This is a genomic window from Methyloversatilis sp., from assembly GCF_030698125.1.
In the GTDB taxonomy this organism is placed as follows: domain Bacteria; phylum Pseudomonadota; class Gammaproteobacteria; order Burkholderiales; family Rhodocyclaceae; genus Methyloversatilis.
Genome location: NZ_JAUYNV010000036.1, coordinates 1 through 11,355 on the forward strand (window position 1 = coordinate 1; position 11,355 = coordinate 11,355).

Sequence of the window (11,355 nt, forward strand, 5' to 3'; positions counted from 1 at the left end):
CGATCCGGCCGCTTGGCTGCGCGACACCCTGGAGAAACTTCCGACTTGCCGCAACAGCGACATCGATTCTCTGCTCCCAATCGCGCGCCTGTCATAACACGCTCACCTCGCGACTGCCAGGTGGAACGGCTGGACGCTTACTTCAGAACCACGCGCAGCAACTCGGCATTGAGGGCATCCGCGCTTGAGCAGTTGTTGCCAATCACATCGTGCATCTCGTCGAGCAATTGAATCAGTGTCGCCTCGGTGACGCTGTACAGAAGCAAGACGAGATTGGCCTTGAGCGTGTGAGTGAGCTCCGTAGACAGCGGAAGAACGACAACGCCTTCTCTGGCTGTGAGAACGGCGCGCCGTTCAACTGCCACTTTTACGAAATCCAGGTAGGTCTTAACCTCAGCGCTTCGCTCGTTCAGTAGGGCTTCGGTCAGCGGAACGCGGTTCATCAGAAGAGACCCTGTTGCGTGAGAGCCTCTTCTTCCTCTGATGGATCTGGCGGCGAGTCGGCATTCGCACTTGCCTCTACCTCGGCGGTGCCCGGGGACTCTTCGAACGCCGTGCCCAGTAGATTGTCCCGCACGTAATGGATGCGATTGATGAGCTTAGGCCGAGAGTTGCTGGCGTCTGAGCGGGTGTGCTTTATGAACTCACTGCTGTCCAGCCATTGGCCGACGTCGCCTGGCACAAGGTCTGGATCTTCACGCAGCGCGAGAGAGACACCAACGGCAATAGCCTCGAAGCGTATGCGCGGAACGGTGTTATAGCCACTGCGCTTGAAGCCGTTTGAAAAGTGCAGAGATACGAAGTTCAGCATGCGGACAAACTCATCCAGCATGGCTTGCTTGTCTGCATCAAGAAAATTCTCGTTCTTACTCTTGAGGTAGCCGGTCAGGAAATCCTCAACACTTTTCTGGAAGCTCTGATAGCTGTTGAGGTAGGCGAAATACCGCAGAACGATCTCTTCGTATTCCTTGCGCTTGGCGTTGCGATCGCTGAGTGGGACGAGTGCTTTGAACTGTTCATTCGCAGCGCATTCTGTGATGAACTTCATGAATGGCCCATCGTCCACGCCTCGCCGAACTTCCATGCCCGTGAGCTTTGTCCCGCCGGAGTTCAGGCGGTCGAACATTTCGCGGCGGGCGTCCTCGTCGGCCTTCTCCGTGAGCTCAATGACGCGAACGGTGGTGCGCTTGAACCGCATTTGCCGTGGCTTGCTGAGGTCAGAGAACCGCATGCCGACGGCCTGCGTTAGTTTCTTGAGACCAACCAGCTTGAGCTTGTTCGAAAGAAAGTTGTCCAGGGTTCTGATACGTTGCGATCCATCGATGATTTCCAGGGCACCTTCCCGGTCCCCTTGACCAACATCAGCCGCAAAGATGAAGGGCACGGGCAGCTTGATGAGGATCGACTCAATAAAGCGAGACTGCTGTTTAGGCGTCCACACCATCTCCCGCTGGTAGTCCGGAATGAATATCTCCGATTCATCTGTTTCGCGACCGTTTGTAAATTTTTCAACCAGCACGCCGATGGGCCACTCTTTGATCTCGTAATCCGTGATCTTCTGCAACTCTTCGATTTGCTCATCAACGAGGGTTGCACGCTCACTGTCGGCCAGCTGCAGTTGTACGTCATCCGCCATGGTTTCCTCTTTGAATGCGCGAGAGATATGTCGAATCTTAGCCGCTCAAGGTAAATAAGGGATGCAGCAACATTTCCGAAACCCGTTTTTCCGGGGTATTAAAGAAGAATTGATCCGTAAGCCCTGCGACGTGACCCTCGCCGAATCATGGCCTGTTGTTTCTATAAGCCGACCGTGGCCGGATTGTCGATGCGCCGGGGAGGGGTAACAGAGATGCAGCAACATTTCCAAGGCACGATTCCCCCGTTTTTTTCGGCAACACATGATCCGCGACCCATCCTCCGACTTGACCGCTGCCGAACCAAGACATCTGTTCCACCATATGCCAACCGGACTCAAGGATCGACCATGACCGAACGCCACGCCTCACTGTTCCGCAACGGCCTCGATCAGGCGGTTCGCATCCCGCGCCAGTTCGAACTTGAAGGTGCCGAGGTACTGATCCGCAAGGAAGGCGACAGCCTCATCCTCACGCCCATCCGCAAGAGCCGCCTGCTGGACCTTCTGGCTTCCTGGGCGCCGCTTGGTGGAGGGCTGCCCGAGGTGGAAGACCTTCCGCCGCAGGAGCGGGCGGACCTCTGATGGTGCAACGGTTCTGGATGCTCGCACTAGCGTACTGTCCGAACTGATCTGCGACCCGCGTGGCACGGTTATGCAGCGTTTGCCCGGCTGAAGTTGGAGGACTGGCTCGCGTCATCGCCCGCGACTTGAGCACCGATGATCCCGCACCGCGCCGGTCCTGTCGCGGATCTAGCAGCGCCGGATTGTCGATGCGCAGGGGTGGCCAGGTCCGTTGAATGATGGGAAGCGTGCTCGGCGGCCACACCCGCCCGCGATCGCCGTCCCGTACCGTTCATGACACGACCCCGCACCCGCCACTGCCGATCAGATCCTCGCCATCCCCACCGCCCGTCCCAATCCCGCAATCCCCCGTTCGATCTGCGCCTCGGTCAGATGCGTGTAGCCCAGCAGCAGGCAGCGGTCGGCATTGTCCAGGTGCTCGAAGAACCACGCCGGGCTGTCGGCCAGTGGCTGCACGCCGACGCCGAGGGCGAGCGCGGCCTGCTGCACGGCGGCGGCCGTCGGTGCTTCGGGCGGCAGCGTGAGCAGCACGTGCGAGCCGGCGTCGGCGCCGCTGATGCGCGCGCTGGGCAGGTGGCTGCGCACGGCGCTGACCAGGGCGTCGCGGCGCGCTTCGTTTGCGTGCAGCAGGCGGCGCAGATGGGTGTCGAAGCTGCCGTCGCGCACGAACTGGGCAAGGGCGGCCTGTTCCAGCCAGGCGAGGCCATTGTCCATCAGCGACTTGATGGTGACCGCGGTGCGCATGAGGTCGCGCGGCACGACCATGTAGCCGATGCGCAGGCCGGGGCCGATCGAGCGCGAGAAGGAATTCAGGTAGATGACGCAGCCGTTGCGGTCGAGTGACTGCAGCGACGGCAGCGGCGCGCCGTCGTAGCGGTAGTCGCCGTCGTAGTCCACTTCGAGGATGTACGCGCCGGCCTTGGCCGCCCACTCGAGCAGCGCGAGGCGGCGGTGCAGCGGCATCGTGACGCCGGTCGGAAACTGGTGCGACGGCGTGACATACACCAGTTTCACGCGGCTTTCCGGCAGCCGGCTGACGTCGATGCCGTGCTGGTCGACCGGCACCGGAATGATGTGCGCGCCATAGCTTTCGAACAGGAAGGCCGCACCGCGATAGCTGGGCGCCTCCATCACCACCGGCGTGTGCGTGCCGACGAAAAGATGCGCCACCAGATCGATGCCCTGCTGGAAGCCGGCCACCAGCAGCACCTGTTCGACCGACGCCACCATGCCGCGCGTCGGGCCGAGCCGGCTGGTGATGAGCTGCCGCAGTTCGGGCAGGCCGGCCGGGTCGATGTATTCGCTCATGCGCTCGGCCGCGCCGCCCAGGCATTCGACGATGAGCTTGCGCCAGATCTTTTCCGGGAAGTTGCGCGCGTCCGAGCGGCCGAACACGAAATCGGCGATCAGGCGCGGCGAGCTGGGCCGGTGCAGCCCGGTCAGGCCGCGTCCGCCGTAGGGCAGCGGCAGGTTCATCGCGCGGTGCAGGCTGCCGCTGCGATGTTCCGGACGCGCCGGCGCATGGCCGATCAGCGTGTCGGGCAGGGTTTTGCAGACGAAGGTGCCGACCGCACGCTCGGTGTACAGATAGCCCTCGCTGATCAGCTCGTCGTAGGCCGCGGTGACGGTGTTCCGCGACACATGCAGCTGGCGGCCGAGGTCGCGCGTCGCCGGCACCGGCGCACCGGGTGCCAGCCGGCGGTCGAGGATGAGCGCGCGCAGTTGCGCCACGATCTGCGACTGCAGTGTGGTGGCCGACGACGCATCGATGGAAAGGGGCAGTTGCAACGGCGCTCCGTCCGGACAGTGGTGAATGAAAGCCTGACCTTCAACCCGGCTTCGGCCGCACTGCCTGAACGTGGTTCCCGCCATGCTACCGACTCGCTTCACTTGCCGGCGAACTTGGTGCCCTGGCTAACAGACCGGACGCCGACAGACGCGCACGCTGTGCCCGAAGATCGATCGCGTCATTGCCGGGCTGAACGCCGGGCGCCCTGGCGCGTCAACCCTGTACGCCTTGCACCGGCGCTTCGGCGGCTGAACCTTCCGCCTGCCGATCTGCGCCGCAACGGCACCCTGCTCCACCATCCGACACAGGAGATCCTCATGGACGCACCGGTACACAGCACTGCGCAACTGTTCGCCCAGCTCGGTCTGCCTTCAGATCCGGCATCGATCTACCACTTCATCGACCAGCACCGGCCGCTGCCCGATACCGTGAAACTGTCCGACGCGCCGTTCTGGACGCCCTCGCAGGCGGCCTTCCTGCGTGAAGGCCTGCAGGCCGATGCCGACTGGGCGCCGATCATCGATGCGCTCAACGCCGCCCTGCATGAAACGACGGATCAGCCCGCGCTCAACGCGCCTTGCGGAATGTGAGATTGACGCGGCAGTCGCCGGTCAGCGGATGCACGCCGCGGGCCAGCGGCAGCACGCCGTGAAAGCGCAGCCGCGCCGGCCCGCCCCACACCACCACATCGCCGTGTACGAGGCGCAGTTTCAGCGTCGGATCGGTGCGCTTGATGCCGCCGAACAGGAAGGTCGCGGGCAGTCCCAGCGACACCGACACGATGGGTGCGCCGAAGTCGCGCTCATTCCTGTCCTGATGCAGCGTGAGCCGTGCGCCGGGGGCGTAGCGGTTGATCAGGCAGGCGTCCGGTTCGAAACCGGTGAAGCCGGCCTGCGCGGCCGCATCTCGCGCCAGCGCACGGAACAGCACGGGCATCGCCGGCCACGGCAGATCGCTGTGCGGGTCGCGCGCGGCATAGCGGTAGCCCTGCGCGTCGGACGTCCAGCCCAGTTCGCCGCAACTGGTCGTGGCGACCGACATCGTGTAGCCGCCGGGCGTCACCATGTGGCGCATGGGTGCCGCAGCGGCGATGGCGTCGACCGCGGCCAGCAGGGCGGCGGCGTCCGCCAGCGCGAAGCCGCGCAGCAGGGTGGCACCGGGTGCGAAGGTGACCGGGCCGGCCGCGCGCTCCAGCGCATCGAACAGACCGCTCATGGTCCCTCGCGATCGATCAGCGCGCGCTTGCGCTCGATGCCCCAGCGATAGCCCGACAGCGCGCCGTCGCTGCGCACCACGCGGTGACACGGGATGGCCACCGCCAGCGTGTTGGCCGCACAGGCGCCGGCGACCGCGCGCACCGCTTTCGGGACGCCGAGCCGCGCCGCCAGTTCGCGGTAGCTCAGCGTGTGCCCGGCCGGAATGTCGCGCAGCGCCTGCCACACGCGCTGCTGGAAGGCGGTGCCGCGCAGGTCCAGCGGCAGCGCCAGCCCGATGCGCGGCGCGTCGACGAAGCCGACCACCTGCGCCACGCGCTGTTCGAACGCGGCATCGCCGCCGATCAGGCGCGCATGCGGAAAGCGGTCCTGCAGCGCGCGCGCCAGCGCGTCGGGATCGTCGCCAAGCGAAATCGCGACCACGCCGAGCGGGCTCTCGGCGACCAGGATGGCGCCGAGCGAACACTGGCCGAGTGCGAAGCGGATGTCGGTGTCGGCGCCGCCCGCGCGATAGCGGCCCGGCGTCATGCCGAGCAGGGCGCCGGACGCCTCGTAGAGGCGGCTGCTGGAGCTGTAGCCGGCGTCGTGCAGCGCGTCGGTCACTGGCGCACCCTGCGTCAGATGGTCGCGCAGGCGCTCGGCCCGGCGCGCGGCAGCCCAGGCGCGTGGCGTCAGACCGGTCACCGACTTGAACAGGCGGTGCAGATGAAAGGCGCTGACGCCGGCGTGCGTTGCCAGCGCGTCGAGCGCCGGGGGTGAGTCGGAGCGCTCGATCAGCCGGCACAGGTCGGCGACGAGGGCGGCCTGCCGTTCGGTGCGCGGCGGCTGGTCCGGCCGGCAGCGTTTGCAGGCGCGGAAACCGGCGCGTTCGGCGTCGGCCGCGCTCGCGTGGAAGGCGACGTTTTCGGGTCGCGCGGTGCGCGCGGCGCACGACGGCCGGCAGTACACGCCGGTCGTTTTCACCGAATAGAAGAAGTCGCCGTCCGCCGCGGCATCGCGCGCGACGACCGCCGCCCAGCGCGGGTCGGCCCGCGTGGCAGCTGCACGCGCGGCGACATCCGGTGCTTCATGGCGGGTCGATGCGTTCATCCGGAATCCTTCGCGCCTGCGTGTCGATGGCCGCACTGTAGTCGCCGTTCGACCCGCGCGCACTCCGGCCCTTGCTTTCGAATTCGACCTTGCCGGTGCCGCACGGCGCATCGATACTGCTCCGCCATGACGCACACCCGAGAAGCGCTGGACGCCGCCGAACGCCATCTCGCTGCACTCGACGACGACTGGGCGCGACTGATCGCGACCGTCGGCCCGTGCGGACTGGCGCCCGGGCCGGTGCGCGAGCCCTGGCAGGCGCTGGTGCGCGCCGTCGCCTACCAGCAACTGCACGGCCGCGCCGCGGATGCCATCATGGGGCGACTGCTGGCACGTCACGGCGGCGACTTCCCGACGCCACAGCAACTGTTCGACACGGATGTCGATGCCTTGCGTGCCTGCGGCTTTTCGGCCCGCAAGGCCGACACGCTGCGCGGCATCGCCGAGGCGGCGCTGAGCGGACGGGTACCCGGCCGCGACGAAGCGCTGGCGCTGGCCGACGATGCGCTGATCGAGCGTCTGACCGCGCTGCGCGGCATCGGCCGCTGGACGGTCGACATGCTGCTGATGTTCACCCTCGAACGCGGCGACATCCTGCCGGCCGACGATTTCGGCGTGCGCGACGGCTACCGGCGGCTCAAGTCGCTCGATGCGCTGCCTACCGCGCGGCAGATCGCAGCACTCGGTGCGGCGTGGGCGCCGCATCGCTCGGCGGCGAGCTGGTACTTGTGGCGGGTGCCGAAGTGACGGCACCGGGCTACCAGTACTTTTCGAACAGCATGCTGCCGGCGTTGCCGCGCCGGCACGGCAGGAAGCCGCGCGCGTTCAGCAGGGCGCGCATGTCGGTCGTGAAATCCGGATTGCCGCACACCATGACGCGGTCGGTCGCCGGATCGAGCGTCGCCCCTGCGTGCTGCGCCAGCGTGCCGTCGGCGATCAGCGCCGGAATGCGCCCGCTCAGCACTGTTGCGCCGGCATCGCGGGTGACGATGGGCAGGTGGCTCAGCCGCGCGTCGGTCGCCGCCAGCGCTTCCAGTTCATCGCGGTAGGCCAGTTCGGCCGCCTGCCGCACGCTGTGCACCACGATCAGGCGCCGGTAGCGGTCCAGCGCGCCCGAGGTGCGCAGCAGCGATACATAGGGTCCGAGCCCGGTGCCGGTCGCCAGCATCCACAGCGTGTCGCCGGGCGCCAGTTGCGGTTCGAGGAAGAAGCCGAAGATGGCCGACGCGAGCTGGACCGACTGGCCCACCTCGATGCGCGACAACGGTTCGCTGAACGCGCCACCGGGAATCAGCACGATGAGGAATTCGAGCTCCGGGTCGTCGGTGGCCGACACGATGGAATAGGGCCGCCACACGTTCTGACCGTCAGGGCCGGTCAGACCGAGCTTGGCGTAGTGGCCGGGCGCAAAACGAAAGTCTTCCGGGCGGTCGATGCGCAGCGACCACAGCATCGGCGCCCAGCGCTGCAGCGCAGTCACGCGCTGCAGCGATGCGCGCGGGGCGGTGGGATCGGCAGTCGTCATGGATGGAGCCTCCGGCGTGTTGAGTTGCGGGCCTGTACAGCGATAGGGCTGCCGACACCGGACTTCGTTCATCCACCGCCGCCGCGGCTGACGGTTCGCGCGGAAAGCACACTCCGCTATCATCGCTGCGCCGCTGCCTGAGCCGATGCTGCTACCGGACAGGCACCCGAGACCGGCGCCACAACAACAGGAGGAGACAGCATGACGGAGCACGCCTATTACAACCAGGCCGTTCACGGCCCGTACGAAACCCACAGCATCGGCGACCATGTGCTGGAAGACGGCGGCACGATACGCGGCTGCACGCTGGCTTACGCGACCTTCGGCACGCTGAACGCGGCCAGGGACAACGCCATCCTGGTACCGACCTGGTACTCGGGCACGACCAAGATCATGGAGCAGGTGTACATCGGCGCCGGTCGCGCGCTCGATCCGGCGAAGTATTTCATCATCGCCATCAACCAGATCGGCAACGGCCTGTCGACTTCGCCGCACAACACGCCCTTCCCGGGTGGCGGCCCCAACTTCCCGCGCGTGCGCATCGGCGACGACGTGCGCGCGCAGCACACGCTGATCACCGAAAAGTTCGGCATCGAAAGACTGGCGCTGGTGGTCGGCGGTTCGATGGGCGCGCAGCAGACCTACGAATGGGCCGTGCGCTATCCGGACATGGTGCGTCGCGCGGCACCGATCGCCGGCACCGCGAAGAACACGCCGCACGACTACCTGTTCGCCGAAACGCTGATCGAAGCCATCACCTCCGACCCGGCGTTCAAGGGTGGCTGGTACGGCTCCCCGCTCGAAGTGCATCAGGGCCTGCGCCGCCACGCCAAGATGTGGGCGGTCATGGGCTGGAGCACCGAGTTCTTCCAGCAGGACCGCATCAAGGCGCTGGGTTTTTCGTCGGTCGATGACTTCATCACCAACTTCATGAATGGCTATTTCGGTGTGATGGAGCCGAACGACCTGCTGTGCATGGCGTGGAAGTGGCAGCAGGCCGACGTGAGCCGCCACACCGGCGGTGACCTGAAGGCGGCACTCGGCCGCATCAAGGCGAAAACCTTCGTCATGCCGATCTCGACCGACATGTTCTTCCCGCCGGCCGACTGCGCCGCCGAGCAGAAGCTGATCCCGAACAGCGAACTGCGCGTGCTCAACACGATAGACGGCCACCTCGGCCTGTTCGGCACCGACGCCGGCTATACCGAACAGGTGGACAAGCACCTGCGCGAACTGCTGGCTTCGGCCGCCTGAGCGCAGTCCGTCGTCACACCCCGGGCGGCTGCTTCGTGGCCGTCCGGGGTGCATCCGTCCGTCGTCGTGTGGAGGCAAGCGCATGAATCCGGTACCCGGCCAGATGATGCAGATGCCGCTGCTCATCTCGAACCTGATCCGTCACGCGGCGCGCCATCACGGCGACACCGAAATCGTGTCGCGCCGGGTCGAGGGCGACATCCACCGCACGACGTATCGCGAAGCCGAACTGCGCAGCCGCAAGTTCGCACAGGCGCTGGCGCGACTTGGCACGCAGCCGGGTGAGCGCATCGGCACGCTGGCCTGGAACGGCTATCGCCACTTCGAAATCTATTACGGCGTGTCCGGCTCGCAGCGGGTGTGCCACACCATCAATCCGCGCCTGTTTCCGGACCAGATCGCGTGGATCGCCAACGATGCGGCCGACCAGGTGCTGTGCTTCGATCTGACCTTCCTGCCGCTGGTCGAACAGATCGCACCCGCGCTGAAGCAGGTTCGTCATTTCGTGCTGATGACCGACCGCGCGCACATGCCGGCGGACAGCAGCCTGCCCGACCTGCTGTGCTACGAGGCATTGATCGACGCCGAGGACGGCGACTACCGCTGGCCGGAATTCGACGAGAACACCGCGTCCAGCCTGTGCTACACCTCGGGCACCACGGGACATCCGAAAGGCGCGCTGTACAGCCACCGCTCGTCGGTGCTGCATGCCTATGGCGCCGCGCTGCCCGACGCGATGGGCTGTTCGGCGGCCGACGTCATCCTGCCGGTGGTGCCGATGTTCCACGTGAACGCGTGGGGTCTGCCGTACAGCGGGCCGATGGTCGGCGCCAAGCTGGTGTTCCCCGGCCCCTTCCTCGACGGCAAGTCGCTGCACGAGCTGTTCGAGCAGGAACAGGTCACGTTCAGCGCCGGTGTGCCGACCGTGTGGCTGGGCGTCATCAACCACCTGAAGTGCGCCGGGCTGAAGATGTCCAGCCTCAAGCGCACCGTCATCGGCGGTGCCGCGTGTCCGCCAGCCATGCGGCAGACGCTCGAAGAGGACTACGGCGTCCAGGTCATCCACGCCTGGGGCATGACCGAACTGTCGCCGCTGGGTACGCTGTCGCGGCTGAAGGCCCAGCATGCGACGCTGCCGCCGGATGCGCAGCGGGCGCTGCTGAACAAGCAGGGGCGCGCCATCTGCGGCATCGATCTGGCCATCGTCGGCGACGACGGCCGTGCACTGCCGTGGGACGGCCGCAGCAGCGGCGACCTGCTGGTGCGCGGCGGCTGGGTCATCGAGCGCTATTTCGGCGAAGCCGGCTCGGCGCTGCGCGAACTCGACGGCCAGTGGTGGTTCGCCACCGGCGACGTCGCCACCATCGATGCGGACGGCTACATGCAGATCACCGACCGCAGCAAGGACGTGATCAAGTCGGGCGGCGAATGGATCAGTTCGATCGAGCTCGAGAACATCGCCATGGCGCATCCCGCCGTGCTCGAAGCGGCGGTCATCGCGTGCCGCCACCCGAAGTGGGACGAACGTCCGCTGCTGGTGGTCGTGAAGAAGCCCGGCGCCGACCTCGACCGCGCCACCATGCTCGCGTTCTACGAAGGCAAGATCGCCCGCTGGCAGATCCCGGATGACGTCGTGTTCGTCGATGAAATCCCGCACACCGCCACCGGCAAGATGCTCAAGCTCAAGCTGAGACAGCAGTTCGAAGGGCACGCGCTGCCGTGAGGTGACGCGCCGTAGTGCGGGAGCGGCTTCCTCGCCGCCCGTGGGACGGCTCCTGTGTTGCCTTTCGGAGCGGACCCTGTCCGCGATGCGCGCGTCGATCACGCGATGCCGCATCTCGGAGACCGCATCGCCTGCCGGGGGCGGAGCGGGGGTTTCGGCGAGCACGGCTCGCCGCCCGTGGAGCCGGTCGGCCATGCAGGGCCGACCGTGGGACGGCTCCTACGAAAACCGCGACGCTGTTGCCTTTCGTAGGAGCGGACCCTGTCCGCGATGCGCGCGTTGATCACGTGATGCCGCATTTCGAAGACCGGATCGCCTGCGGGGCAGGCTCCTACGAAAAACCGCGACGGTGTTGCCCTTCGTAGGAGCGGACCCCGTCCGCGATGCGCGCGTTGATCACGCGATGCCGCATTTCGAAGACCGGATCGCCTGCGGAGGCGGAGCGCGGGTTTCGGCGAGCACGGCTCGCCGCCCGTGGAGCTGGTCTGACCGTCCCCTCGGCCATCAGGTGATCGATGCCCTGCTGGCAGGTCGATTTCGCGA

General features: G+C 66.3%; 13 protein-coding genes. 6 read left to right on the top strand and 7 right to left on the bottom strand.

The features are described from left to right. On the top strand, positions 1-97 hold a 97-nt coding region (locus tag Q8Q80_RS14060), incomplete at its 5' end, for a transposase domain-containing protein (protein ID WP_305633522.1). Between the two features lie 40 nt (positions 98-137). On the opposite strand, the gene Q8Q80_RS14065 is transcribed toward Q8Q80_RS14060, so the two are convergent. Together Q8Q80_RS14065 and Q8Q80_RS14070 are read right to left on the bottom strand one after the other, a co-directional pair. After that, positions 138-443 carry a hypothetical protein gene (locus tag Q8Q80_RS14065; protein ID WP_305633511.1) on the bottom strand — a complete coding sequence of 102 codons (306 nt, stop codon included), beginning with the start codon at positions 441-443 and terminating at the stop codon, positions 138-140. After that, positions 443-1,636 carry a DUF262 domain-containing protein gene (locus Q8Q80_RS14070; protein WP_305633512.1) on the bottom strand — a complete coding sequence of 398 codons (1,194 nt, stop codon included), beginning with the start codon at positions 1,634-1,636 and terminating at the stop codon, positions 443-445. Before Q8Q80_RS14070 ends, Q8Q80_RS14065 begins: the two co-directional genes overlap by 1 nt. Positions 1,637-1,984: 348 nt before the next feature. On the opposite strand from Q8Q80_RS14070, the gene Q8Q80_RS14075 reads away from it, so the two are divergent. Continuing rightward, positions 1,985-2,218, top strand: a complete 234-nt coding sequence (locus Q8Q80_RS14075; RefSeq protein ID WP_305633513.1) for an antitoxin — start codon at positions 1,985-1,987, stop codon at positions 2,216-2,218. Positions 2,219-2,521: 303 nt separating this feature from the next. Here Q8Q80_RS14075 and Q8Q80_RS14080 read toward each other — a convergent pair whose 3' ends face one another. Continuing rightward, the gene (locus Q8Q80_RS14080) at positions 2,522-4,006 is read right to left on the bottom strand and encodes a PLP-dependent aminotransferase family protein (protein ID WP_305633514.1); all 1,485 of its coding nucleotides are present in this window, start codon (positions 4,004-4,006) and stop codon (positions 2,522-2,524) included. Positions 4,007-4,027: 21 nt separating this feature from the next. On the opposite strand from Q8Q80_RS14080, the gene Q8Q80_RS19845 reads away from it, so the two are divergent. Beyond that, positions 4,028-4,597 (top strand): DUF2789 domain-containing protein, encoded by a 570-nt coding sequence (locus tag Q8Q80_RS19845; RefSeq protein ID WP_371132770.1) that lies wholly within the window; start codon positions 4,028-4,030, stop codon positions 4,595-4,597. Here the strand turns inward: Q8Q80_RS19845 and alkB are convergent. Further along, positions 4,575-5,222, bottom strand: coding sequence for a DNA oxidative demethylase AlkB (gene alkB / locus Q8Q80_RS14090; protein ID WP_305633515.1), 648 nt, complete (start codon positions 5,220-5,222; stop codon positions 4,575-4,577). The two genes, Q8Q80_RS19845 and alkB, sit on opposite strands and share 23 nt — an antisense overlap. Then, positions 5,219-6,310 carry a bifunctional DNA-binding transcriptional regulator/O6-methylguanine-DNA methyltransferase Ada gene (gene ada, locus Q8Q80_RS14095; RefSeq protein ID WP_305633516.1) on the bottom strand — a complete coding sequence of 364 codons (1,092 nt, stop codon included), beginning with the start codon at positions 6,308-6,310 and terminating at the stop codon, positions 5,219-5,221. Before ada ends, alkB begins: the two co-directional genes overlap by 4 nt. Before the next feature lie 126 nt (positions 6,311-6,436). Between ada and Q8Q80_RS14100 the strand changes: the two genes are divergently transcribed. Beyond that, on the top strand, positions 6,437-7,057 hold the full coding sequence (locus tag Q8Q80_RS14100; protein WP_305633517.1) for a DNA-3-methyladenine glycosylase: 621 nt from the start codon (positions 6,437-6,439) through the stop codon (positions 7,055-7,057). Between the two features lie 10 nt (positions 7,058-7,067). Here Q8Q80_RS14100 and Q8Q80_RS14105 read toward each other — a convergent pair whose 3' ends face one another. Beyond that, the gene (locus Q8Q80_RS14105; protein ID WP_305633518.1) at positions 7,068-7,835 is read right to left on the bottom strand and encodes a ferredoxin--NADP reductase; all 768 of its coding nucleotides are present in this window, start codon (positions 7,833-7,835) and stop codon (positions 7,068-7,070) included. A gap of 201 nt (positions 7,836-8,036) precedes the next feature. Between Q8Q80_RS14105 and Q8Q80_RS14110 the strand changes: the two genes are divergently transcribed. Then, complete coding sequence (locus Q8Q80_RS14110) at positions 8,037-9,089, top strand: alpha/beta fold hydrolase (RefSeq protein WP_305633519.1); 1,053 nt, start codon at positions 8,037-8,039, stop codon at positions 9,087-9,089. A gap of 82 nt (positions 9,090-9,171) precedes the next feature. Further along, complete coding sequence (locus Q8Q80_RS14115; protein ID WP_305633520.1) at positions 9,172-10,812, top strand: 3-(methylthio)propionyl-CoA ligase; 1,641 nt, start codon at positions 9,172-9,174, stop codon at positions 10,810-10,812. A gap of 331 nt (positions 10,813-11,143) precedes the next feature. Here Q8Q80_RS14115 and Q8Q80_RS14120 read toward each other — a convergent pair. Further along, on the bottom strand, positions 11,144-11,355 hold a 212-nt coding region (locus Q8Q80_RS14120; RefSeq protein WP_305633521.1), incomplete at its 5' end, for a hypothetical protein.

Coding starts and splice junctions, on each gene's coding strand:
- Q8Q80_RS14065 (WP_305633511.1), bottom strand. CDS start 443: ATGAACCGCGTTCCGCTGACCGAAGCCCTACTGAACGAGCGAAGCGCT.
- Q8Q80_RS14070 (WP_305633512.1), bottom strand. CDS start 1,636: ATGGCGGATGACGTACAACTGCAGCTGGCCGACAGTGAGCGTGCAACC.
- Q8Q80_RS14075 (WP_305633513.1), top strand. CDS start 1,985: ATGACCGAACGCCACGCCTCACTGTTCCGCAACGGCCTCGATCAGGCG.
- alkB (WP_305633515.1), bottom strand. CDS start 5,222: ATGAGCGGTCTGTTCGATGCGCTGGAGCGCGCGGCCGGCCCGGTCACC.
- ada (WP_305633516.1), bottom strand. CDS start 6,310: ATGAACGCATCGACCCGCCATGAAGCACCGGATGTCGCCGCGCGTGCA.
- Q8Q80_RS14100 (WP_305633517.1), top strand. CDS start 6,437: ATGACGCACACCCGAGAAGCGCTGGACGCCGCCGAACGCCATCTCGCT.
- Q8Q80_RS14105 (WP_305633518.1), bottom strand. CDS start 7,835: ATGACGACTGCCGATCCCACCGCCCCGCGCGCATCGCTGCAGCGCGTG.
- Q8Q80_RS14110 (WP_305633519.1), top strand. CDS start 8,037: ATGACGGAGCACGCCTATTACAACCAGGCCGTTCACGGCCCGTACGAA.
- Q8Q80_RS14115 (WP_305633520.1), top strand. CDS start 9,172: ATGAATCCGGTACCCGGCCAGATGATGCAGATGCCGCTGCTCATCTCG.